Here is a 23,740-nt window from a genome sequence, read left to right on the forward strand (position 1 = left end):
AATGCCGGACGGCGCCGGCCGATCGCAGTTACCAGCCGCGCCGGCTCATGCGCTTGAGAGAGCTTTCGAGATCGGAAAGCGCATCTTCAGGAGATTTCGTGCCCGATAACACGGCGTGCGTTTCGTTCCAGAACTCGTTGGAAACCTGATTATAGGCCGTTCCCGTCACGCGCGACGGCCGCGCGACCGCATTGACGAACGTGTCATAGAGTTCGCCGAAGAAAGGGTTGGCCTCAAGCACCTGCTTGTCCTCGTAAAGCGCTGCGATCGTCGGATTGTATGCGCCTTTCACGGCGCGCCGCTTCTGCTCGTCGTAGCTCGTCAGATACATGACGAGATCGGCGGCGACTTCCGGATTTGCGGAATATTTGGAGACCGCAAGCTGCCAGCCGCCGAGCGTACCCGTGTGCTTGCCGTCGCTACCGCCTTTCGGCAGGGCGGCGACACCGATCTTGCCTTTCACCGGACTGTCTTCCGAATTGCCCAGCGCCCATGCGTAAGGCCAGTTGCGCATGAAGACCGCATTTCCGGACTGGAAGACGCCGCGCGCTTCCTCTTCCGCGTAGTTGAGAACGCCTTCCGGCGCGATATTGCCCACCCAGCTTCCGGCAAGCTTCAGCGCGGCCAGGGCGTTCTCGTTGTTGACCGTCACATCGCCTTCCCCGTTGACGATCGTCCCGCCGCCATAGGCGTCGATCCATTCCAGAGCGTCGCACGTCAGCCCCTCGTAGGCCTTGCCCTGGAAGACGAAGCCCCACATGCCGGTATTGCCCTCGCCACGCTCGGAATCCTGGACCCTCTTGGCGATTTCCGTCATTTCGTCCCAGGTTTGCGGGACGCTTTCGCCATATTTCTCCAGAAGGTCGGCGCGATAATAGAGGACGCCGGCATCCGTGAACCACGGCATGGCGACGAGTTGACCGTCGACCGTGTTGTTTTCGATGATCGAGGGGAAATGCTCCTTCTCCACTCCGCCGGAGTAAGGCGCCAGATCGATGAAATGCGAACCGAGAATGCCGGGCCAGATAACGTCGATCTGGAAGACGTCGATATCGCCGGCTCCGGCGGCGAGAAGCTGCTGGTAGAGCGCCAAGCGTTCGGTCGTCGAGTTCGGCGTCGAGACGATGACGACCTCGTTGCCCGTCTTTTGTGCCCATGCGTCGGCCGCCTCGCGGCAAAGTTCGAGCTCCTGACCGACCGCGCCGCAGGAAATGGAAACGCTTGCGGCCGATGCCGGGCTCGCCATCAAAGCCGCTGCAAGCGTCATTGCGGATGCGCCGAACAATGCTTGGAATTTCATGATGCTCTCCTCCCAACTGGGACCCTTTTCGAGGCAGTCGCCACTCCCCGGATCCGGCGCCCAGACTGAACGCTTGCGATGTCCGAATTCGGGCGGTTCGCGGATCGGCGGCTCCATGCCGGGCCGGGCGAGCGGAACCGAATTTCGACCGCAAATGCATCCCTTCAAAGCGCTTTGGATAAAGCATAAGTGCATCATCGAGAGTGAGTCAACTGGCACTTTTGCGAAGACAATCGAAAAAATGGTACTTTTCTGCTAGTTTCCTGTTGCCGTTCAATGTATTTCCGGCAATCATAAAATCGATCAGGAAGCGTCCTGCGGCGCACAAATTCATGCTGCAGGCGCGAAATTCAAAGCGCTTTGAAGAAAATATGAAACTCAAGGACCTCGCCGAACACCTGCAACTTTCGCAAACGACGGTCTCGCGCGCGCTCAACGGATACCCGGAAGTTGCCGAGGAAACGCGACAGCGCATCGTCGAAGCCGCAAGGCAGTTCGGCTACAGGCCGAATGCCGCCGCCAGGCGCCTGGCGACCGGGCGAACGGGCAGTGTCGCGATCCTGTTTCCCGCCGAGCGCAACCTGCTCGTCGACCCGCATTTTTCCGATTTTCTCGCAGGTCTCGCGGAGAAATTCGGCGAAGCCGACATGGACCTTTCTCTCAAGGCCACGCGCAAGGCGGATGAACTGGAAACCTATCGGCGCCTCACCACGATGGGCCGGGTCGACGGCTTCATCGTTTCTTCGCCGCGCAGCCATGACGAGCGCCTGTCCCTCCTGGCCGGGCTCAATGTCCCCTTCGCCGTTCACGGACGCTCGCAGGATGGACTGACCTTTCCTTTTTTCGATATCGACAACGAAGGCGCTTTCAGGCGCGCGACGGATCTGCTGCTCGACCTCGGCCACGAGCGCATCGCCCTATTGAACGGCATCAGGGACCTCAATTTCGCCAGGGCGCGCGAGGAAGGCTTCCGCTCTGCTCTCGCCGAACGCGGCATATCCGCCGAACCGGAGCTGATTTTCAACGGCCCCATGGTGGAAGAACTGGGCTACCGCCAGACGTGCCGCCTGATCGACCGGCCTTCCCGGCCGACCGCACTACTTGCCGCAAGCGTTCTGCTTGCTTTCGGCGCCTACCGGGCAGCGCGGGACCGCGGACTTGCGATCGGGAAGGACATTTCGATCATCGCACATGACGACGGCCTGCCCTTCCTCAAGGCGGAAACGCTGGAGCCGCCACTCGCGGCAACCGTATCTTCCATCAGGAACGGCGGATACAGGCTCGCCGAAATCCTGCTGGAACGGATCGCGGGCAAACCTGTGAGCGAGTTGCAGGAGATCGCGCCGGTCGATCTCGTCTTCCGCTCTTCCGTTGGCTCGGCCAGGAAGTAAGCCTCTATCTCAGCCGCAATCCGCCTTCGTCGAACACGCGGACATCGCTCAGGCTGAAAGCCGCCTCGACCTTTTCGCCAACCCGGTGAGTGTCGTAACCACGCCGCTCCAGCACGACGATCTCGCCATCCGGCAAACGCCCGTGAACGTAGGACGTCCCACCCAGGTGCTCGATCACCTCCACGGTAAGCGGCAGGCTGACATCGGCATCTGCGGGCTTGTCCATATGCTCCGGGCGAATGCCGATGCGGATCGGCATGCCGGACTTGAGCGCTTCGCCTTCGATCGGCAGGTCCAGCGTCGGCCCGTCGCCGCCGAGTCGGACACGTCCTGAACCACCATCGGTCGCAATCGCATTCAGGAAGTTCATCTTCGGCGAGCCGATAAAGCCGGCGACAAAGGCATTGGCCGGGTTTTCGTAAAGTTCCAACGGCGTTCCGAATTGCTCGACGCGTCCTTCGCGCAGAACCACGATCTTGTCGGCCAGCGTCATCGCCTCCGTCTGGTCGTGGGTGACGTAGATCATCGTGCTGCCAAGCTCGCGGTGAAGCTTGGCGATCTCCACACGCATCTGGACGCGAAGTTCCGCATCGAGGTTCGAAAGCGGCTCGTCGAACAGGAAAACACGCGGATTCCTGACAATCGCCCGTCCGATGGCAACCCGCTGACGCTGCCCGCCGGAAAGTTGAGACGGCTTGCGCGCAAGCAACGCGTCGAGCTGCAGAATTTCCGAGGCGCGGTGAACGCGCTCGGCGATTTCAGCCTTCGGCGCCCCGGTCATCCTCAGGCCGAAGCTCATGTTTTCTTCAACCGTCATGTGCGGATAGAGCGCATAGGACTGGAACACCATGGCCACCCCGCGCTTGGCGGGGTCGGTTTCGTTCACCCGCTCGCCGCCGATCGTAACCTCGCCGGACGTGACATCCTCAAGGCCTGCGATCATGCGCAGCAGCGTGGACTTGCCACAGCCGGAAGGTCCGACGAAAACGACGAAATCGCCGTCCTCGATCTGAAGGTCGACGCCATGGATGACGTCCGTCGTACCGAAGGCCTTGCGCACCTGATTGAGCTCAACCCGGGCCATTGAATTTCCTCCCAAAGTCTTTTTGAAGCCGCCGTATTTTCAACGATCGAGAAATTGGATCTCCGCGGCTCGTGCAATGCGATGCGCGGTTTCCTTCAAGCTCGGCACCGCCGCCTCCAGCTTTTCGGGCGAGCCCGCATTCGTTGTCGTCGTGACCGAAAGGCCGCCGATCAATGCCTTCTCCCGCGACAGGATCGGCACGGCAACGCAGATGATCGAGGGTTCATGCTCTTCGTCGTCGAAGGCGTAGCCGCGCTCGCGGATTTTGGCCAGTTCCGCCTCCAATGCGGCGCGGTCCGCAATGGTTTTGGGCGTATGACGATGAAAGGCCTGGCGGTCCAATGCCTCGCGAAGCCGCTCCGGCGAAAGGCTTGCCAGCATCGCCTTGCCGATGCCCGTGCAATAGGCGGGACCGATGCGCCCCGGACGGGAAAACATCTCGATCCCGTGAATGCGGTTACGCTTGTCGAGATAAAGCACCTGGCCATTTTCCAGACAGCCGAGATGAACGGTCATGCCGAGTTCCGCCGAAAGCCCTTCGACGTATGGGCCGCCGACCTGCGCAAGCGAAGCGTCCTGCCATGCTCCGTGAGCGAGCCTGATCAGGCGAAGTCCGAGGCGGTAACGCTGTGCGCGCACGTCATGAATAACCATTCCCTCATGCTCGAGCTGCCGCAAAAGCCGGTGAAGTGTCGCCTTGGGAAAGCCGCTTGCTCGCTGCAGGTCGGAAAACCGTACCTGCCCCTCGCTCGCCGCCATGGCATCCAGAAGGAAAAACGCCTTGGAAATGGGACTGGAAAGGTCTCCGGCGATCGAAACGCCTGCTTCCGCGGCCGTTCCCTTATCGCTCGCGCGTCCTTCCCGGTCGTCTTTCATCGAAATGCTCCTGCCGTCTTGACAGTCCTAATTGCCCTTCTTAGGATTTTCAATAGTCGAAACTTAGTTCCATTGAATGAGACTATCTGTTTGAAGTCAAGCGGAACCCCTGGATGTTTTGACGCTTGTTTCGACGCATTGTTTTGAAATCGAGAGAACGAGCCCGGCAGCGCCGGGAATCACGCCGCGCCAGCGGCATCGGGAGGAAACATGTTCTCAAGGAAATCCGCCGGACAGGCGGCCGCGCTCGCCGCCGTTCTGTCGCTCGGCCTGGCCGCTTCGGCTCACGCAGGCACGCTCGTCATCAACACCGATACGTCCGACCCCGCGCCGAAGGCGGCGTTCGAGGCCGCGATCGAAGGCTTCAAGGCCGAGAACCCCGACGTCGAGGTGAAGTGGAACATCTTCGATCATGAAGGCTACAAGACCTCGATCCGCAACTTCCTGACGGCCGAGGCGCCGGACATCGCCGCATGGTATGCCGGCAACCGCATGGCGCCTTTCGTAAATGCGGGACTGTTTGCGGACGTGAGCGACGTCTGGGAAGAGAACGGGCTTAACGACAGCCTCGCCTCCGCAGCGTCATCGATGACGATCGACGGCAAGAAATGGGGCGTTCCCTACACCTATTACCAATGGGGCATCTACTATCGGCAGGACATCTTCGATGAACTCGGCATCGAAGTGCCGAAGACCTGGGACGAACTGAAGGCAGCTTCCGCGAAACTCAAGGAAAACGGCATCACGCCCTTTGCCATCGGCTCCAAGGCGCTTTGGCCGACGGGCGGCTGGTTCGACTACATGGACCTTCGCGTCAACGGCTACGAGTTCCACATGGACCTCACCGCCGGCAAGGTTCCCTACACCGACCCGAAGGTGGTTGAAGTCTTCGACAAATGGTCGGAATTGGTGGAACCCGGTTATTTCCTTGAAAACCACGCAGCCTACGACTGGCAGGAGGCCGTGCCCTTCTTCGTCAACGGCGAGGCGGCGATGTACCTGATGGGCAATTTCGCCGTCGATCTCTTCAAATCCGGCGGACTTACCGAAGACCAACTCGGCTTCATGCAATTTCCGGAAATCACACCGGGCCTGCCCAAGGCCGAGGATGCGCCGACCGACACGATCCACATTCCGGCGAACGCCAGCAACAAGGAAGACGCGAAGAAGTTTCTGGCCTATGTCGCCCGCGCCGAAGTCCAGTCGCAGATGAACGAGATTCTCGGCCAGTTGCCGACGAACAAAGGATCGAAGCGCCCTGAAGACAAATACCTGAGCCAGGGTTTCGAGATGCTGTCGGAGGCCTATGCGCTCGCTCAGTTCTACGACCGGGATGCCCGGGCGGAAATGGCAAAGGCCGGCATGGAAGGCTTCCAGGAATTCATGGTCAAGCCAGGCAACCAGGACCGGATTCTCCAGCGTCTCGAGAAGATTCGCTCCCGCGTCTACAAGTAGCGGTAGAATGAAGGGTGCCGGGCGGAAAGACCTTCCGTCCGGCATCGGCCTTTTCTTCCAATCCACCGAAAGGTAGCGAGCATGAACCGCCCCGCGGCCATGTCCGGCAGCACGAGCTTCTGGCAGCGCCACCAGCGCCGGATCGCGCCGTGGTTTTTCCTTGCGCCCGGCGCCTTCATGTTCGCCGTCTATGTGATCCTGCCGATCTTTCAATCCATGTGGATCAGCCTCTACGACTGGGACGGGATCGGCGAGAAAACCTTCATCGGAATTGCCAATTACGTCGAACTCTTCGACGACGATGCCTTCTATACGTCCTTGAAAAACAATGTCATCTGGCTCGTCCTCTATATGCTCGCCGTGCCCGCGGGCCTGTTCGTGGCGCTTTTTCTCAACCAGACCGTCTTCGGCATTCGCCTGGTGAAGTCGCTGTTCTTCTTTCCCTTCGTCTTGAGCCAGGTGGTCGTGGGCCTCGTTTTCGCATGGTTCTATGACCCCTCCTTCGGCCTTCTGGCGCAGGTTTTCGAGGCCTTCGGGCTGAAACCGATCGCCGTTCTGGCGGATGAGGACTACGTCACCTACGGGATCATCGCCGCCGGGCTCTGGCCGCAGATCGCCTATTGCATGATCCTCTATCTCACTGGTTTGAATAACATTTCTCCGGAACAGATAGAGGCCGGCCGTCTTGACGGCGCGAAGGGCTTGCGCATGCTCTGGCATGTCGTCCTGCCGCAGCTACGGCCCGCGACCTTCATCGCCGTCGTCGTTACCGTGATCGGCGCGCTCCGGTCCTTCGACCTCGTGTCGATCATGACCGATGGTGGCCCATATGGGTCGAGCCGCGTGCTTGCCTACTACATGTATGAGCAGGCGCTATCGGAGTATGGCTTCCGCATGGGATACGGGGCGGCAATCGCCGTCGTGCTCTTCGCCATCATGATGGTCTACATCACGCTGTTTCTCGTGCGCATGTTCTCCGAAGAACGGGGAGCGCGCTGATGTTTCCGACCCCGATCGAGAAAACCGATGCGCATTGGCGCATGATCTACAAGATCGCGCTGCCGATTTCGCTGATCCTCTGGCTCATTCCGCTGCTCGCGGTGATGCTGACCTCGATCCGCTCCGCAGGCGATCTTGCCGCCGGAAACTATTGGGGCTGGCCACGCGACTTTCATCTTCTCGAAAACTACACAGCGATTTTCGAGAACTCTCCGATCGGCGCCTATATCCTGAATTCCTTCAAGGTCACCATCCCGACCGTGATCGGCGCGGTCGGGCTTTCCTGTCTGACAGGGTTCGCATTCGGCATCTACCGGTTTCGGGGCAACCTTGTGCTCTTCTTCATATTCGTCGCCGGAAACTTCGTTCCATTTCAAATACTTATGGTCCCGGTTCGTGATATGACGCTGAACCTCGGCCTTTACGACACGACCGCCGGGCTGGTGCTTTTCCATGTCGCGTTCCAGACCGGGTTCTGTACGCTCTTCATGCGCAACTTCATCCGCGCGCTTCCCTTCGAACTCATTGAAGCCGCAAGGGTAGAAGGCGTTTCGGAATGGCAGATTTTCACCCGCGTGGTCATGCCGCTGATGCGCCCTGCGATTGCCGCCCTTTCCGTCCTGGTCTTCACCTTCATCTGGAACGACTACTTCTGGGCGACGGTTCTGGTGCAGGGAAAGCACGCCTTGCCCGTGACTGCGGGGCTATATTCCCTTAACGGTCAATGGCTTGCGGCCTGGCACCTGGTTTCCGCGGGCTCTATCGTCGCCGCCCTTCCGCCGGTGATAATGTTCTTCCTGATGCAGAAGCACTTCATCGCCGGGCTGACGCTCGGCGCGACCAAAGGCTGACGCGGGACAAGCCATGACCGACAGCCAATACACTGACATAAAAGGAAAAATCCGGACATGGCGGATCGACGGCGGCGGTGTGACGCTGGCGCTCGCCGCAGAAGACGAGCGCCTGCCGCATGTCGTCCACTTCGGGCGGGCCCTGCCCGGGGATGAAGACCTTGCCGCGCTGGCGCTTGCCACTGCCCGTCCGGTGGTTCATGCGGGCCTCGACCGCCCATATATACCATCTCTATTTCCGGAAGCGGGACAAGGGTTTGCGGGCCATCCGGCACTTCTTTCGCACCGCGCGGACGGAACGGGGTTCGAGACGCAGTTCCACCTTGAGAACGTCGAGGCGGAGCGGGGAAAACTCGCCTTCCGTGCAAGCGACAACGTCGCCGGATTGCATCTTGAAATTTGCGTCGAGCTCGACGAAAAAACGGGAAATCTCGCGGCAAAAGCGGCAATCGAGAATTCCTCAGAAATCCCGCGCGACATCGACTGGCTTTCCTGCCCGGCCCTCCCCATCCCAAGAGATCACGGCCGCGTGATCACATGGGCGGGACGCTGGTGCGCGGAATTCCAGCGCGAGTTATCCCCGTGGCCGCACGGACAAAAAGTGCTGGAGAACAGGACCGGGCGAACATCGCACGAAGCCTTCCCCGGAATCATGACGCTTTCCCCGGAGGCAGACCTCGACCACGGCGAGGCGATTGCCATTCACCTCGGCTGGAGCGGCAACTGGCGCCTGATCGCCGAGGAAACGGCTGACGGCGACCGGCAGATCCAGACCGGCATCCTTTACCTGCCGGGCGAATGCGTTCTGGCGCCGGGCGAAAGGCTTGAGACGCCGGATGTGTTCGCCGCTTGGTCAGACGAGGGTGAAAACGGGATCGCACGAAAATTCCAGAGTTTCGCGCGGGAGAAAATCCTTCGCCATCCGAACCCGGAAAAGTCGAGACCCGTGCATTTCAACAGCTGGGAGGCGGTCTACTTCCACCACGACCTGGAAGAGTTGAAAGCGCTGGCGGAAAGAGCGGCGAGCCTTGGCGCGGAACGTTTCGTCCTCGACGACGGATGGTTCCTGAACCGGAACGACGACACAGCGGGCCTTGGCGACTGGACCGTCGATCCGGGCAAGTATCCAGATGGGCTGACGCCACTGATCGATCATGTCCGCAATCTCGGCATGGGTTTCGGCCTGTGGGTGGAGCCGGAGATGGTGAACGCCGACAGCGAACTCTACCGTGCCCATCCCGACTGGGTGCTCGAAATCGAAGGCCACACCCGCCACGAGGGCCGACAGCAACTGGTGCTGGATATCGCGCGGCCCGAAGTTTCCGACCACCTCTTTAGCCGGCTTAACGACTTGCTTTGCGAGTACCCCATCGAATACCTGAAATGGGACATGAACCGGGTGCTGACCGCACCTGCGCGAAACGGCAAGGCGGTGGCGGCGGAACAGGCGCGCGCGCTTTACGAGCTCCTTGGCCGGTTAAGGACCGCGCATCCCGGCGTCGAGATCGAAAGCTGCGCATCGGGCGGCGGGCGGATCGATTTCGGCATTCTGAAACACACGGAACGCTTCTGGCTTTCCGACAACAACGACACGCATGACCGCTGGCCGATGCATAGGGAGGCCTCGCTGTTCTTTCCGCCCGAGCTCTTCGGATTCCACGTCGGGCCATCACCGTCGCACACCAGCGGACGGAAGCTCGACATGGCTTTTCGCGCCTGGTCGGCCGCCGTCGGCGGCCATATGGGCCTTGAACTCGACGTACGGAAGCTGACCGCAGATGAGGCGGAAGCGCTTGAAAACGCGATCCGCTTTCACAAGGAATGGCGCCGCGTCCTGCACGGCGGCACCACACTGAACCTTGCCTCGGCCGATGACGAGATCACGGGGCGCATTACGATCGCGGAAGATGGCAAACGCTTCGTCGCCTCCTTCGTTCAGGATGCCACGATCTCACGCAGGATCACGGCCCCCGTACGCCTTGCAGGACTTGACCCGGATGCGCGCTACCAGGTGGAATTTCCGAAAGGCTCTACCGTGATCGACCGGGCGCGGCGCTCATCCCCTTCATCGTTGGCATGCGGCGAGAGCCTGACGTTATCGGGCGCGGCACTGATGGCGACAGGCATCCGCCTGCCGCTCGCCTGGCCAGACAGCATCCATGTAATGACCGGAAGGCGTATCCCATGACCGCAGGCACCCGATACATATGCGTCGACTGGGGAACCTCCAACCTGCGCATCTGGCTGATGGAGGCGGACGGCACCGTGATCGCCGAGCGGCGCGCGGCGGAGGGGATGCAGACGCTTTCGCGCGAAGACTACGAGCCTGCGCTTCAGCGCCATCTCACATCCCTTTGCGAGGGCGGGCATGCGCCTGTGGCGAATCCGAAAATCATGGTCTGCGGCATGGCCGGAGCGCGACAAGGCTGGCTGGAAGCGCCTTATGCGGACCTGCCGGCGGAACTGGAGAACCTGAGCGAAAAGGCTATCCGCGTTCCAAACCGGCTTGGCGCGGACATCCGTATCATGTCGGGCATCGCAAGACGCGATGCGGCGCGACCCGATGTCATGCGCGGCGAGGAAACGCAGCTCCTCGGCCTTGCGGCGGCAAGCGGGAAGGCAGCCTTTACCGGCACCGTCGTCATGCCGGGCACCCACTCGAAATGGGTCGAGATCGCTGACGGCCGCGTCACCGATTTTTCGACCTCCATGACGGGCGAGCTTTTCGCGCTGCTTTCCGCCAACTCGATCCTTCGCCACTCGATCGGCGGCGCAAAACCCGGCTCCGACCCGATGTCCGACGGGTTCCGGCGTGGTCTGGACCGTGCCATCGATCGGGACATCGGCCTGTCGCGCGGCCTCTTCGCGCTAAGGGCGGACGCCTTGCTGTTCGATATCGCGGGCGATGAGACCGCCGATGCCCTGTCCGGCTTCCTGATCGGCCGCGAGATCATGGACACGCTTGGAAGCCGCAGGCCGGACAAGGTGACGCTGGTGGCGGATGAGGCGATCGGCGGGCTATATGCCGCGGCATTTGAAAGGCTTTCGATCAGAGCCGAACCGGCGCAGGCCGGAACGTTGACGCAGACGGGGTTGCTTGCGGCGGCGAAGACGATCTGGCCGGGGTGATATGGTGATGCAAGGATATCCGGTATTGGGCAGTCGCCAAGGCAATGACAGACGCCACGTCGCGAAGATCGTCATGCCGGGCGAATGAGGCGAAAGCCGAATGATGACCCGGCATCCAGACATCTTCCGCGGGCAAAGCCCGCACCTGATCGATAGTGGCGCGCTGACGCGCGAACGAAATGCTGGGCCCCGGCTCTCGCGATGCGCTTACGCGCATACGGGCCGGGGTGACGTTCTTCGTCTAGAAGCGCTTTCGAATTCCAGCTGCTTCTTGCCAACCATCGACCCAAGAATTGCGCCCGTGCAGATGAATGAGGACCAACCCGGATGCCGAAACCAACCTCCACCCCATGGCCCGAATTCCGGCGCGATCTCGTCGCGATCCTGCGCGGCGTGAAGCCCGGCGAGGCGGTTGCCATAGGCGAAGCGCTGGCGGAAGCCGGGTTCGAGGCGATCGAGGTGCCGCTCAATTCGCCGGAACCGCTGAAATCCATCGAGGCGCTGAGGCGCGCTCTCCCCGACAACGTGCTGGTGGGGGCGGGCACGGTGCTGGAGGCGGATCAGGTGGACGCGGTGAAACATGCCGGCGGCGGGCTGATCGTCTCGCCCAACTGCGACCGCCAAGTGATCTCGCACTCGGCCAGCCTCGGACTTGTTTCGCTGCCGGGCGTCTTCACAGCGACAGAAGCATTCATGGCGCTGAGGCATGGCGCTTCGGCACTGAAGTTCTTTCCCGCCTCCAACCTTGGAACCGGCGGCATCAAGGCGCTGACCGCCGTCCTGCCGAAAGAAACGGTGATTGCCGCCGTCGGCGGTGTGGCGGATGGCGATTTCCAGTCCTACCGCAATGCGGGAACGCGCGCCTTCGGCCTCGGCTCCTCGCTCTACAAGCCCGGATATTCGGCACAAGACGTGGCGGAGCGCGCGCGTGCCGCCGTTGCCGCCTACGACGCCCTTTCCTGACCGCGAAAGCGCTCCATCACGGACCTGCCGCATGACCGCACAAAGCCTTGGTGTTTGCTACTACCCCGAGCATTGGCCTGAAGAACGCTGGGAAACGGACGCGGACCTGATGCGCGAGGCGGGGATCGCCTATGTACGCATCGGCGAATTCGCATGGAGCAGGCTGGAACCGAACCCCGGCGAATATGATTTCGGCTGGCTTACGCGCGCCATCGATACGCTGCATGAAAAGGGCCTGAAGATCGTGCTCGGCACGCCGACGGCGACGCCACCGAAATGGCTGGTCGACCGGATGCCGGATATGGTCGCGCTCGATGCCGACGGCCGCCCGCGCGGGTTCGGCTCGCGCCGGCACTATTGCTTTTCGCATGAGCCCTACGCCCGCGAGTGCGAGCGGATCGTTACGGCGCTGGCGAAAGCCTTCGGCGAGCATCCGGGCGTTGCCGCGTGGCAGACGGACAACGAATACGGCTGCCACGATACTGTAGTGAGCTATTCCAGGGCCGCGCGCGATGCCTTCCGCGAATGGCTTGAGGCCAAATACGGAGAAATAAGCCGGCTAAACGAAGCCTGGGGCAACGTCTTCTGGTCGATGGAATACCGCGGTTTCAGCGAGATCGACCTGCCGAACCTGACCGTGACGGAGGCGAACCCGGCGCACCGGCTCGACTTCCGCCGTTTTTCATCCGACCAGGTGCTTCGCTTCAACCGCCGACAGGTGGAGATCATCCGCGAATTTTCGCCGGGCCGGGATATCCTGCACAATTTCATGGGCTCGGTGACGGACTTCGACCACTACAAGCTTTCCGAAGACCTCGATGCCGCCTCCTGGGATTCCTATCCGCTCGGCTTTCTGGAAAGGGACACCGACGACGAGGCGCACAAGCTGAAATACATGCGCGTGGGCGACCCGGACCTGCAGGCCTTCCACCACGACCTGTACCGCGCCTGCGGACGCGGGCGGTGGTGGGTGATGGAACAGCAGCCGGGGCCCGTGAACTGGGCGCCATGGAACCCCGCCCCCCTTGCCGGTGCCCAGCGCCTGTGGGCATACGAGGCTTTCGCGGCGGGGGCCGAAGTCGTCTCCTGGTTTCGCTGGCGGCAGGCGCCGTTCGCCCAGGAACAGCACCACGAGGCGCTGCTGCTGCCCGACGGGAGCCGGAACGAAGCCTATGAGACCTGCAGGGCCGTCTCGAAAGAACTGGCGGCGCTGGATTGCAAGGTCGTGAACATGCGCGCCGACGTCACCCTCGTGTTCGACTACGAAAGCGACTGGGCCTGGCGGATCCAGCCACAGGGCGCCGACTTTTCCTACCTGAAGCTCGTGCTCGCCTTTTACCGGGGCTTGCGCAAGGCGGGACTGACCGTCGACATCGTGCCGCCGTCAGCGGAGGCGGTGAAGGAGCGCAAGCTGATCGTCCTGCCTGGCCTCATGTGCCCGAACGGCGAACTCATCAATGAGCTTGCGACGTCTCCGGCGATGATCCTGGCGGGCCCGAGGACAGGCGCGAAGACCGACGACTTCCAGATCCCCTCCGGTCTTCCGCCCGGCGACTTCCGGAAGGTGATCGATTTCGACGTGTGGCGGGTGGAAACCCTGCGCCCCGGCGCGCAGGTGCGCCTGAAGAACCGCGATGCCGGCCTTTGCCTGGAACGTTGGCGCGAATTCGCGCGGCCCGGCGAAGGCGCAATGCCGATCATCGAAAGCGAGGACGGCCACCCGGCCCTTCTCGCAAACGGCAAACGCGCCTATCTGGCCGGCTGGCCGACCGAGGACCTGCTCGACGAGGTGATCGCCTATTGCCTGGAACAAGCAGGACTTCCACGCCTGACCCTTCCGGACGGCATTCGCATCCGCGATCATGGCCCCCATCGATTCGTCTTCAACTACCTGGAAGACGAGCAGGACATATCCGCCTTTTCAGGCGGAGGCGAAATTGCCGTGGGCGGAAAACGGCTTGCGGGTGCCGGCGTCGCCATCGTCGCGAAGCGCGGGGATAAAGTCGACCGGTGACGGATCATACAAATTGGCAAGGAACCCTGAAGCCTTTGGCATGATTACACAAAATCGGACTCATTATCCGGCAAAGCCGAACAACTGTTTAAATTCTGAATTCTTCAGTATTTCCGTGAACCGTGAGGAAATTTTCCGATAACTGCCCAATTTTTATACAATTAATACAATACTGAACTGTATTTGCTGCACCGCACAAAATCTAAACTTTAATTTATTCTGCGACTTGATCACCAATTTCAAATCCAGCATATGCGGAAGGTCCGATATTTCGATATTATACTAAAATAGCGTTGCGCATGAATTTCATATCTCCGACGGTAGTGCTCCGAGGCGGACCGTGCCCCAACGCGTCTGCGCTCGCGAAATATAAGCCTCTCGAAACGAGGCATCGGGAAACGTTGGAGGAGAATCCATGATCAAGCGTAATATAAGCCGCCGCGGGCTCATGAAGGGCGCGGCGGTCGCAGGCGTCGGCCTTGCCGCACCGCAGTTTTTCATCCGCGGCGCCTACGCCTATACGAACGAGCCCAAGGGCGGCAGCGTCATCCTCGGGTTCAACGTGCCGCAGACCGGCGCCTACGCCGACGAGGGCGCGGACGAACTGCGCGCCTATCAGCTCGCCGTGGAACATCTTAACGGCGAAGGCGACGGCGGCATGCTGAACACCTTCTCCTCCAAGGCGCTGAAGGGAAGCGGCGTCCTCGGCAAGAAGGTGGAATTCGTTACCGGCGACACCCAGACCAAGTCCGACGCGGCCCGAGCTTCCGCCAAGCGCATGATCGAAAAGGACGGCGCGGTGATGATCACCGGCGGTTCGTCTTCGGGCGTGGCGATCGCCGTGCAGGGCCTTTGCCAGGAGGCAGGCGTCATCTTCATGGCCGGCCTGACCCACTCGAACGACACCACCGGCAAGGACAAGCGCGCCAACGGCTTCCGACACTTCTTCAACACCGAAATGTCGGGCGCGGCACTTGGCCCCGTTCTGAAGAACGCCTATGGCACGGACCGCAAGGCCTACCACCTGACCGCCGACTACACCTGGGGCTGGTCGCAGGAAGGCTCGATCAAGAAATACACCGAGCAGCTGGGCTGGGAAACGACGGCCGCGGTGCGCACGCCGCTGGGCGCCGGCGACTTCTCGCAGTACATCACCCCGGTGCTGAACTCCGGCGCCGACGTGCTGGTGCTGAACCACTACGGCAAGGACATGGTGAACTCGCTCACCCAGGCCGTGCAGTTCGGCCTGCGCGACAAGCAGGTGAACGGCAAGGACTTTGCCATCATCGTTCCGCTCTACTCCCGCCTGATGGCGCAGGGCGCGGGCGAAAACGTGAAGGGCATCCTGGGCTCCACCAATTGGCACTGGTCGCTGCAGGACGAAGGCTCCGTCGCCTTCGTGAAGTCCTTCGGCCAGAAATACGGCTTCCCGCCGAGCCAGGCCGCGCACACGTGCTACTGCCAGGCGCTGCTTTATGCCGACGCCGCGGAGCGCGCGGGCACCTTCATGCCGAGCGAGGTGGGCAAGGCGCTCGAAGGCTTCACCTTCGACGGCCTCGGCAACGGGCCGACCGAATACCGCGCATCCGACCACCAGTGCTTCAAGGACGTGCTGGTCGTGAGGGGTAAGGAAAACCCGACGTCGAACTACGACCTTCTGGAAGTCGTCGAGGTCACGCCGCGCGCCCAGGTCGAATATCCGGCCGAAATGCTGGGCGGCGAACTGGGGCCGTACAACAACGGCGCCTGATACGCCTTGCCCGAAACTCAGGCCGGCCGCAGTCATGCGGCCGGCTCCCAGGGCGCTTTCTTGCACCGGGAAATCGCCCCAAGATCAATATTGCGGAGCATATTCCCTTCGCCGGAACGGCAGCATCCTGAAGGAATATGTTCCCGGCCTGGATGCTCGAGACGATGGACGCGATTTTACTTCAGGTCCTCAACGGACTGGACAAGGGCGGAGCCTACGCGCTGATCGCGCTGGGGCTCACGCTCATTTTCGGCACGCTGGGCGTGGTCAATTTCGCCCATGGCGCGCTCTTCATGCTGGGCGCGTTCTGCGCGGTTACGCTCAAGGAAATCCTGAGCTGGGAAATGGTCACGATCGACCCGACCCAGAAGACCGCCTGGGGCACGCCCCTTGAAGTGAGGACCCCCTATATCGAAGCCTGGCTGGGCGACGCCGGCAGCTTCATCCTCGACTATTCGGTGCCGTTCTCGATCCTGTTCGCCATACCGATCATGCTGGTCATCGGCATCGTCATGGAACGGGGCCTGATCAAGCATTTCTACAAGCGCCCGCACGTCGAGCAGATCCTCGTCACCTTCGGGCTGGCGATCGTGCTGCAGGAAATCGTGAAATCGGTCTTCGGCGCGAACCCGATCCCCCAGCCCGCACCCGACATGTTGTCCGGTTCCGCCGATATCGGCGCGTTTTTCGGCCTGCCGGCGAACACGGTGGTCTACCCCTACTGGCGCATGGTTTACCTGGCCTTCTCGGGCGTGGTGATCGCCGGCGTCTTCGCCTTCCTGCAGTTCACGACATTCGGCATGGTGGTGCGTGCAGGCATGGCCGACCGCGAAACCGTGGGCCTGCTCGGCATCGACATCGACCGGCGCTTCACCATCGTCTTCGGGCTCGCCGCCGTGGTCGCGGGGCTTGCGGGCGTCATGTACACGCCGATCCTCTCGCCCGACTACCACATGGGCATGGACTTCCTGGTACTCTCCTTCGTCGTCGTGGTGGTGGGCGGCATGGGCAGCCTGGGCGGCGCCGTCGCCGCGGGCTTCCTGCTCGGCATCCTCCAGAGCTTCGCCTCCATGAACGAGGTGAAGAGCATCTTTCCCGGCATCGACCAGATCATCATCTACCTGATCGCCGTGGTCATCCTGCTCGTGAGGCCGCGCGGCCTGATGGGCCGCAAAGGCGTGATGGAGGGCTGAGCGATGGTCAAGGCTTTCAAGAGACACAGCGACACCATCCTCATGCTGGTGTTCATCGCCGCCGTTCTGGCAGGGCCGGTGATCCTGGAGCCGGTGGGCGCGGGATATCCCGACCTTCTGCAGAAATTCGCGATCTACGGGATCTTCGCGCTCGGCTTCAACATCCTGCTGGGGCTGACGGGATATCTCTCCTTCGGCCACGCCGCCTTCCTCGGCGTCGGGTCTTACACGACCGTGTGGACCTTCAAGCTCCTCAGCATGAACCCGCTGCCGGCGCTCGTCTTCTCGATCCTGGCCGCGGGCCTCTTTTCGCTCCTGATCGGCTGGATCTCGCTAAGGCGCACGGGCATCTACTTCTCGATCCTCACGCTCGCCTTCGCGCAGATGTGCTACAACCTCGCCTATTCGGTGCTCACCCCGATCACCAACGGCGAGACCGGCCTGCAGCTTTCGCAATCCGACCCGCGCGTTCTCGACACCGCCTTCGGGCGCGACTACGGCGCGGTGCTGCCCGCGTCCGACCTCTTCGGCATCGAGATGACGGGCTATCCAGGCTTCTACTTCTGCGGCGTGCTGCTGATCATCTGCTTCTACATCGCGCTTCGCATCTTCCGCTCGCCCTTCGGGCTGATGCTGCTGGGCGTGAAGTCGAACCAGAACCGGATGAACTACACCGGCCTCAACACGCGCCCCTATGCGCTGGCAGCCTTCGTCATCTCCGGCATGTACGCAGGCCTTGCCGGCGGCCTTCTGGCCGTGACCGACCCGCTGGCGGGCGCCGAACGCATGCAGTGGACGGCATCCGGCGAAGTGGTGCTGATGACGATCCTCGGCGGGGCCGGCACGCTGCTGGGCCCCGTGATCGGCGCCGGCGTGATCAAATACGCGGAAAACATCTTCTCCGCCTTCAACGAAGGCACGCTCCAGTCCGCCTTCAGCTTCCTGCCCGAGCCGCTGCAGCATATCGCGGTATCCATAACGGGCCTCTTCGTCGGCGAAGGATGGCACCTGACGCTCGGCATGCTGTTCATGGTCATCGTCATCTTCCTGCCCGGCGGCCTGATGGAAGGCGTGAACCGGATCATCAACCTGTTCCGGCGCTCCAGCGGCGGCGGAGGCGAAGGCACGGCTGAAACCGCGCCCCAGCCGGCCGAGTGAGGGGGCGCGCATGGGCATTCTTTCCGTAAAAGACGTCAACAAGAACTTCGGCGGCCTGAGGGCGCTCAGCCACGTCAACCTCGACGTGGAAGAGGGTACGGTGCACGCCATCATCGGGCCGAACGGCGCGGGCAAATCGACGCTGCTCAACTGCTTCGTCGGCCGGCTGGAACCCGACAGCGGCTCCGTCACCTTCGCCGACAGGTCGCTGCTCGGCATCCGGCCCTACCAGATCAACCAGATCGGCATCGCCCGCGTCTTCCAGACGCCGGAAATCTTCGCCGACCTGACCCTGATCGACAACGTCATGATCCCCGCCTTCGCCAAGCGCGACGGCGATTTCAAGGTCAACATGTGGCGCAGCGTCGCCAACGAAAGGGGCGTGCACGACAAGGCGATGGCGATGCTTGAGGACGTCGGCCTCGACATGAAGGCGGACCAGATCGCCGGCCAGCTTTCACGCGGCGACAAGCGCCGCCTGGAACTTGCCATGTGCCTGGTCCAGGAGCCGAAGCTGCTTCTTCTGGACGAGCCGACCGCCGGCATGGCGCGGGCCGACACCAACAACACGATCGACCTTCTGAAGCAGATCTCCAGGCGCGGGATAACCATGGTGGTGATCGAGCACGACATGCATGTCGTCTTCTCGCTGGCCGACAAGATTTCCGTTCTGGCGCAGGGAACTGTTATCGTGGAGGACGTGCCGGAGAAGATCAAAGGCAATCCGAAGGTCCAGGAAGCCTATCTAGGGGGCGCACATCTATGAACGAGGTCGCGACGATCGTTCCGCAGGCCCAGTCGAACGATGCGAAGCCGGCCGAAAATGCCGGCCGGCTCATCTCGGACGCGCCGCACAAGGGCGCGGCACCCGGCGCTCCGGCGCGGAAGAACCAGGGCGGCGGGCAGTCCTATTTTTCCGTGTCGAACCTGCATGCCTATTACGGCGAAAGCTACGTCGTCCAGGGCGTAAGCTTCAACGTGCGCGAGGGCGAAATCGTCGCCCTGCTGGGGCGCAACGGCGCGGGCAAGACATCCACCTTGCGCGCCATTGCCCGCGTGGACAGCCCCGCGGTGCGCCGGGGCGAAGTCTGGCTCGACCACAAGCCCCTGCATGAAATGCGCGCGCATGAAGCGGCACGCAACGGCATCGGCCTCGTGCCGGAGGACCGCAGGATCATCCAGGGCCTGACGGTGGAGGAAAACCTGAAGCTTGCCCAGATCGCCCCGCCGAAGGGGTGGTCGCTGGAGCGCATCTACGAGCTCTTCCCGCGCCTTGCGGAACGGCGCGAGCAGGAAGCCACGACGATGTCCGGCGGCGAACAGCAGATGCTCGCGCTCGCCCGCGTGCTTGCGCGCGACGTGAAGCTGCTTCTCCTCGACGAACCTTACGAAGGCCTCGCGCCCGTTATCGTCCAGGAGATCGAAAAGACGCTGGAGGAAATCAAGTCGCTCGGCATGACGACGATCATCGTCGAGCAGAACGCGATCGCCGCCCTGCATCTCGCCGACCGCGCGATTATTCTCGATACCGGCGAAATCGTCTTCGACGGAACGGCGCAGGAAGTCCTCGACAACGAGGAACTCAGGCACGACTACCTGGCGCTATAGGTCACGGGCTCGCAAGACTGAAGTGGTACGCGCGGTTCGTTCTTATACCGAAGCGCTTTCGACGAAAGGGCTCTAAGTGATGGAATGATAAACAAGGCTGGAATGGCGCATAGAACGGCAACGAGAAGCAAGAAGAAGCGCACCGGACGGGACAAGGAAAGAACACATATATTTTTGAAATTATTGTATAATTTCATGACCTAAACCCCTGTCGGACCCGCTGCGCCTGCTACCTCTCCCTCAAGGCACGCTGCCTCGCGCGGTTGACGGGCTTGAGGAGATAGTCGAGCACGGAGCGTTTTCCGGTGACGAGGTCTACGCGGGCGACCATGCCGGGCAGGATCGGCAGGTCCTCCTCGGCGTGGGGAAGCGTCGTATCGCCGGTGCGGATGCGGCCGATATAGAAGTGCCGGCCCTGATCGTCGGCGACGGTATCGGCGCTCAGATACTCAAGCTCTCCCGACAGCGAACCGTAGATGGCGAAGTCATAGGCCGTCAGGCGCAGGTTCGCCTGCTGACCGATCCACAGGAAGGCGATGTCCTCCGGCTTGATCTGCGCCTCGACCACGAGGGTGTCTTCCTCCGGCACGATCTCGACCAGCGTCTCCCCCGGCTGGACCACCCCGCCGACCGTGTTGACAAGCACTTGCTTGACAATGCCGGAAACGGGCGCGCGCACCGCCGTGCGGCTGACCCGGTCCGAAGACGCGACAAGCGCCTCGCCGAGACCCTCGGCTTCCGTGTTCAGCTCGTTGCGCCGCTCGATGGCCTCGGTGCGGAAGCGGTTGATGATTTCGCCGCGCTCCTGCTTGCCTTGCGCCAGAAGCGCGCCTGTGGTGGCGATCGCCGTCTCGTTTTTCTTTCGCTCCGCGTCGAGCTGGTTCAGTTCGCGCCTGAGCCGCAACACCTCCACCTCGCTGACCGCCCCTTGAGAGACCAGCGGCTCGACCAGCCCGATCTCCTTTTCCAGAAGCTCCCGGTCGTCGATCATCAGGCGGTTACGGGCATGAAGCGTTTCCAGTTCCTCACCGCGGCGCGCAAGCTGCTCGTCGACCGCCGCGAGAGTGTCTTCAAGCTGCCTGCGCCGGCTTTTGTAAAGCGTCATGGCGCGCTCCACCGCATCCGGACGCTCTTCGGCGAGCTCTGGCGGAAACTCCGGCGCACGCCCCTCGATCTCCGCCGAAAGCCGCGCGATCTCCGCGCGCAGCTCGAACAGCTTCTGCCTGGTGCCGTTAAGCTCCGCCGTCAGCGACGTGCCGGCGATCTGCAGGAGCACGTCGCCGGTCTTCACATGACGGCCCGCCCGCACCAGGATCTCCTCCACGATGCCGCCTTCCAGGTTCTGGATCGTCTGAACCTCTCCCGAAGGGATCACCCGCCCCTCGGCGAAGACGATCTGGTCAAGCTCCGCCGAATAGGCCCATGCCAGAAAGCCCGACATAACGACGCAGATCGCGATGAGCATGGCGCGCGCGGCAATGCGCGGCGGCGCCATCAGCGCGGCACTCGTCGAGGTTATCACGCGCCGCTCTTTCATGCCGCCTGCCCCAGCTTGCGCAGGACCTCCTGCTTCGGTCCGTCGGCGGCTATCGCGCCCCGGTCCATAACCACCAGGCGGTCGACCAGCGAAAGCAGCGCAGGCCGGTGGGTGACGACCAGCAGGGTCTTGTCCGCCGCGATGTCCTTCAGGTGCGCGATGAAGGCGGCTTCCGTACGGCTGTCGAGCTGGCTCGTCGGTTCGTCGAGCAACAGGACCGACGGTTTGCGGATCAGTGCACGGGCGAGCGCCAGCGACTGGCGCTGACCGCCCGACAACGCGCCGCCGTGCTCGCCGATCGGCTGGTCGAGGCCGAGCGGGCATTGCTCCAGCCAGCCGCTTGCCCCGGCACCCGCCATCGCCGCCAGGATCTCATCCTCGCTCGCCTGCGGGTAGTGCAGCGTCACGTTTTCGCGGATCGTGCCCTGGAAAAACTGCGGCACCTGCGGCACATAGCCGATCGCCTGGCGAAGGTCCGCCGGCTCGACGCGGGTGACATCGAGATCGTCGACGAAAACCCGCCCTGAAGTCGCCCGGTACAAGCCAAGCACGAGCTTGACCAGCGTCGTCTTGCCGGAGCCGATGGCGCCGACGACCGCGGCCCTTTCGCCCGCCTGGAACGACAACGACAGGCCGTCGAGGACCTTAACCGGCGTGTAGCCATCGGGGCTCTGGCCCGCCGGCAGGGGATAGGCGAAGTCGATCCTGTCGAAACGGATCGCGCCTCTTACCCGTTCCGGCCGGACGAAAGCCTCGCCGGCGGGGCGTTCCGGCGGCGCTTCCAGAAGCGGCTTCAGCGCCCGGTAGGCGATCACCGCGCCGTGCAGCCGCCCGATCGCCTGCACCACCTGGCCGAGCGGGGCCATCGCCCGCCCGCTCAAAAGCACCGCCGCAATCAGCCCGCCTTGCGAGAGTTCGCCTTCGGCTATGGCAAGAACGCCGAATATCACCATGACGACCGTGACGGTGACCTGCGCGATCACGATCAGGTTGGTGTTGACGAGCGACAGGCCGCGGATCGGCACCATGGCGCCGAGGCTCGCCGCATGCGCGCGCTCCCAGCGCCGCGCGGCCCAGCTTTCCGCCCCCAGCGCCTTCAGCGTCTCCATGCCGCCGAGAATGTCGAACAAAACGGCATTGCGGTTCGAGGCGTTCTTGTAGGCCCGGCCCATGAAGGCGACGATGAAGGGCTGAAGCGCAAGGCTTGCGAAAAGAACGACCGGCAGGGCGATCAACGGGACGAGCGCTATATTTCCAGCGACGATCCACAGCACCAGAAGAAAGAGGCCGAGAAACGGCAGGTCGCCGAGCGCCACCAGCGTGCCTGAATTGAAGAACTCGCGCAGCGCATCCAGCTCGCGCACAGCATGCGCCGTGCTGCCTGAGGCGGCCTGCGTGCGGTCGATTCGCGCCTGCAGCAGGCGGTCGAGCACCTGGTTGCCGAGCACCACATCCATCCGCCGCCCGGCGACATCCGTCAGATAGCCCCGCAACTGGCGCAAACCGATATCGAAGAGGCCTGCCAGGATAACGCCCGCCGACAGCACCCAGAGCGATTCCAGCGCGCCTGTCGGCACCACCCGGTCGTAAACGTTCATGATGTAAAGCGGCATCGCAAGGCCGAGCATGTTGACCATCAGCGTGCCGAGCAGGATCTGGCCGTAAAGCCCCTTGTTCGCCCACATGCTATGGCGGATCAGACGACCGAGCGAAAGCGTATCCGCCCCCTTACCCGATGCGGTACCCGCCTCCGCCTCCAGCGCGAAGGCGTAGACCCTTCCCGCGAATTCCTTGCGGTAGCTCTTGAAATCGGCCTCGCCGCCGCCTTCCAGCAGGAGACCGGCAGGCTTGCGCCCGCGCCCCGGCACGACATCGGCGATCATCTCCACCGCCCCATCGTCACGGATGGCTATTGCCGGAACGTCAAGCGCCGTGAAGCGGGAAAGTTCCACCTGGCGAACGGAGAGCCCGGCGCGTACGGCGGCATCGGCCAGCCGTTCCTCCGGCAGGTCGCCCTTTTCCGTCAGCGGAAAACCGCTTAAGAGCGCCTCCGCCGACCGTCGCACACCGAGCCGCGAGGCGATCAGCGAAAGCCCTGCCGCAAGCGGCGTGCGGACCTCTTCGCGGTCTGCCCCCGTCTCATCCATGCCGCCTGCCGCTCCTTCTTGCTATTGCACTGTCGCGGGCTTGGGCAGGGGCGCCATGTCGGCGACGGAGACCACGCGGCGCACCTCGTCCGACTTGAAACCGATCATCATCGGCTTCTTAACGCCGGGCAGCGACACCACGTCGTAAAGCTCGGTAACGACGCCATGCAGCCGCGCCCAATGGGCGACATCGCCCGTCTTGAGATCGACCACATAGATCGCGCAGCGCGGTTCCACCTTGCGCGCGGCCAAGGCATCATCCAGCGCGAGACCGGAGAAGGTCTT

19 protein-coding genes are annotated in these 23,740 nt (G+C 62.5%); 13 read left to right on the forward strand and 6 right to left on the reverse strand.

Annotated elements, in window-relative coordinates; genetic code table 11:
* Positions 1–28: 28 nt before the first annotated feature.
* Positions 29–1,300, reverse strand: coding sequence for an ABC transporter substrate-binding protein (locus tag GR183_RS18390; RefSeq protein WP_160777126.1), 1,272 nt, complete (start codon positions 1,298–1,300; stop codon positions 29–31).
* Between the two features lie 371 nt (positions 1,301–1,671).
* Here GR183_RS18390 and GR183_RS18395 point away from each other — a divergent pair, with 371 nt between their 5' ends.
* On the forward strand, positions 1,672–2,691 hold the full coding sequence (locus GR183_RS18395) for a substrate-binding domain-containing protein (protein ID WP_202396176.1): 1,020 nt from the start codon (positions 1,672–1,674) through the stop codon (positions 2,689–2,691).
* Between the two features lie 4 nt (positions 2,692–2,695).
* On the opposite strand, the gene GR183_RS18400 is transcribed toward GR183_RS18395, so the two are convergent.
* Positions 2,696–3,775, reverse strand: a complete 1,080-nt coding sequence (locus GR183_RS18400; protein WP_160777128.1) for an ABC transporter ATP-binding protein — start codon at positions 3,773–3,775, stop codon at positions 2,696–2,698.
* Between the two features lie 39 nt (positions 3,776–3,814).
* Complete coding sequence (locus GR183_RS18405; protein ID WP_160777129.1) at positions 3,815–4,651, reverse strand: IclR family transcriptional regulator; 837 nt, start codon at positions 4,649–4,651, stop codon at positions 3,815–3,817.
* A 210-nt stretch (positions 4,652–4,861) separates the two neighbouring features.
* Between GR183_RS18405 and GR183_RS18410 the strand changes: the two genes are divergently transcribed.
* The 12 genes from GR183_RS18410 (at position 4,862) to GR183_RS18465 (ending at position 19,771) form a co-directional block, all read left to right on the forward strand.
* The gene (locus GR183_RS18410; protein ID WP_160777130.1) at positions 4,862–6,106 is read left to right on the forward strand and encodes an ABC transporter substrate-binding protein; all 1,245 of its coding nucleotides are present in this window, start codon (positions 4,862–4,864) and stop codon (positions 6,104–6,106) included.
* Positions 6,107–6,187: 81 nt separating this feature from the next.
* Entirely contained in the window at positions 6,188–7,105 is a 918-nt protein-coding gene (locus GR183_RS18415) for a carbohydrate ABC transporter permease (protein ID WP_202396177.1), read from the forward strand.
* Positions 7,105–7,956, forward strand: a complete 852-nt coding sequence (locus tag GR183_RS18420) for a carbohydrate ABC transporter permease (protein ID WP_160777131.1) — start codon at positions 7,105–7,107, stop codon at positions 7,954–7,956. The genes GR183_RS18415 and GR183_RS18420 overlap by 1 nt, the downstream gene beginning before the upstream one ends.
* Positions 7,957–7,969: 13 nt before the next feature.
* On the forward strand, positions 7,970–10,144 hold the full coding sequence (locus tag GR183_RS18425) for an alpha-galactosidase (RefSeq protein ID WP_160777132.1): 2,175 nt from the start codon (positions 7,970–7,972) through the stop codon (positions 10,142–10,144).
* On the forward strand, positions 10,141–11,085 hold the full coding sequence (locus tag GR183_RS18430) for a 2-dehydro-3-deoxygalactonokinase (RefSeq protein WP_160777133.1): 945 nt from the start codon (positions 10,141–10,143) through the stop codon (positions 11,083–11,085). The genes GR183_RS18425 and GR183_RS18430 overlap by 4 nt, the downstream gene beginning before the upstream one ends.
* Before the next feature lie 327 nt (positions 11,086–11,412).
* Positions 11,413–12,048, forward strand: coding sequence for a 2-dehydro-3-deoxy-6-phosphogalactonate aldolase (locus tag GR183_RS18435; protein WP_160777134.1), 636 nt, complete (start codon positions 11,413–11,415; stop codon positions 12,046–12,048).
* Between the two features lie 31 nt (positions 12,049–12,079).
* A complete protein-coding gene (locus tag GR183_RS18440; protein WP_160777135.1) occupies positions 12,080–14,062 on the forward strand; it encodes a beta-galactosidase in 1,983 nt (660 codons plus the stop codon).
* A gap of 415 nt (positions 14,063–14,477) precedes the next feature.
* Positions 14,478–15,812, forward strand: a complete 1,335-nt coding sequence (locus tag GR183_RS18445; RefSeq protein WP_160777136.1) for a substrate-binding protein — start codon at positions 14,478–14,480, stop codon at positions 15,810–15,812.
* A gap of 164 nt (positions 15,813–15,976) precedes the next feature.
* A complete protein-coding gene (locus tag GR183_RS18450; RefSeq protein ID WP_160777137.1) occupies positions 15,977–17,005 on the forward strand; it encodes a branched-chain amino acid ABC transporter permease in 1,029 nt (342 codons plus the stop codon).
* 3 nt (positions 17,006–17,008) lie between these two features.
* Positions 17,009–18,163 (forward strand): branched-chain amino acid ABC transporter permease, encoded by a 1,155-nt coding sequence (locus GR183_RS18455; RefSeq protein WP_202396178.1) that lies wholly within the window; start codon positions 17,009–17,011, stop codon positions 18,161–18,163.
* 10 nt (positions 18,164–18,173) lie between these two features.
* Complete coding sequence (locus GR183_RS18460; RefSeq protein WP_160777138.1) at positions 18,174–18,929, forward strand: ABC transporter ATP-binding protein; 756 nt, start codon at positions 18,174–18,176, stop codon at positions 18,927–18,929.
* Positions 18,926–19,771: an ABC transporter ATP-binding protein gene (locus tag GR183_RS18465; RefSeq protein WP_160777139.1), complete on the forward strand. Its 846-nt coding sequence runs from the start codon at positions 18,926–18,928 to the stop codon at positions 19,769–19,771. Before GR183_RS18460 ends, GR183_RS18465 begins: the two co-directional genes overlap by 4 nt.
* Positions 19,772–20,000: 229 nt before the next feature.
* Here the strand turns inward: GR183_RS18465 and GR183_RS18470 are convergent, their stop codons facing one another.
* The 3 genes from GR183_RS18470 to GR183_RS18480 form a co-directional block, all read right to left on the reverse strand.
* Complete coding sequence (locus GR183_RS18470; protein WP_160777140.1) at positions 20,001–21,308, reverse strand: HlyD family type I secretion periplasmic adaptor subunit; 1,308 nt, start codon at positions 21,306–21,308, stop codon at positions 20,001–20,003.
* Positions 21,305–23,455 (reverse strand): ATP-binding cassette domain-containing protein, encoded by a 2,151-nt coding sequence (locus tag GR183_RS18475; RefSeq protein ID WP_160777141.1) that lies wholly within the window; start codon positions 23,453–23,455, stop codon positions 21,305–21,307. The genes GR183_RS18470 and GR183_RS18475 overlap by 4 nt, the downstream gene beginning before the upstream one ends.
* A 21-nt stretch (positions 23,456–23,476) precedes the next feature.
* Positions 23,477–23,740, reverse strand: a 264-nt coding sequence (locus GR183_RS18480) for a DUF4915 domain-containing protein (RefSeq protein ID WP_160777142.1), incomplete at its 5' end; no start/stop codon positions are given.

Source organism: Stappia sediminis (genome assembly GCF_009826895.1).
Lineage (GTDB): Bacteria > Pseudomonadota > Alphaproteobacteria > Rhizobiales > Stappiaceae > Hongsoonwoonella > Hongsoonwoonella sediminis.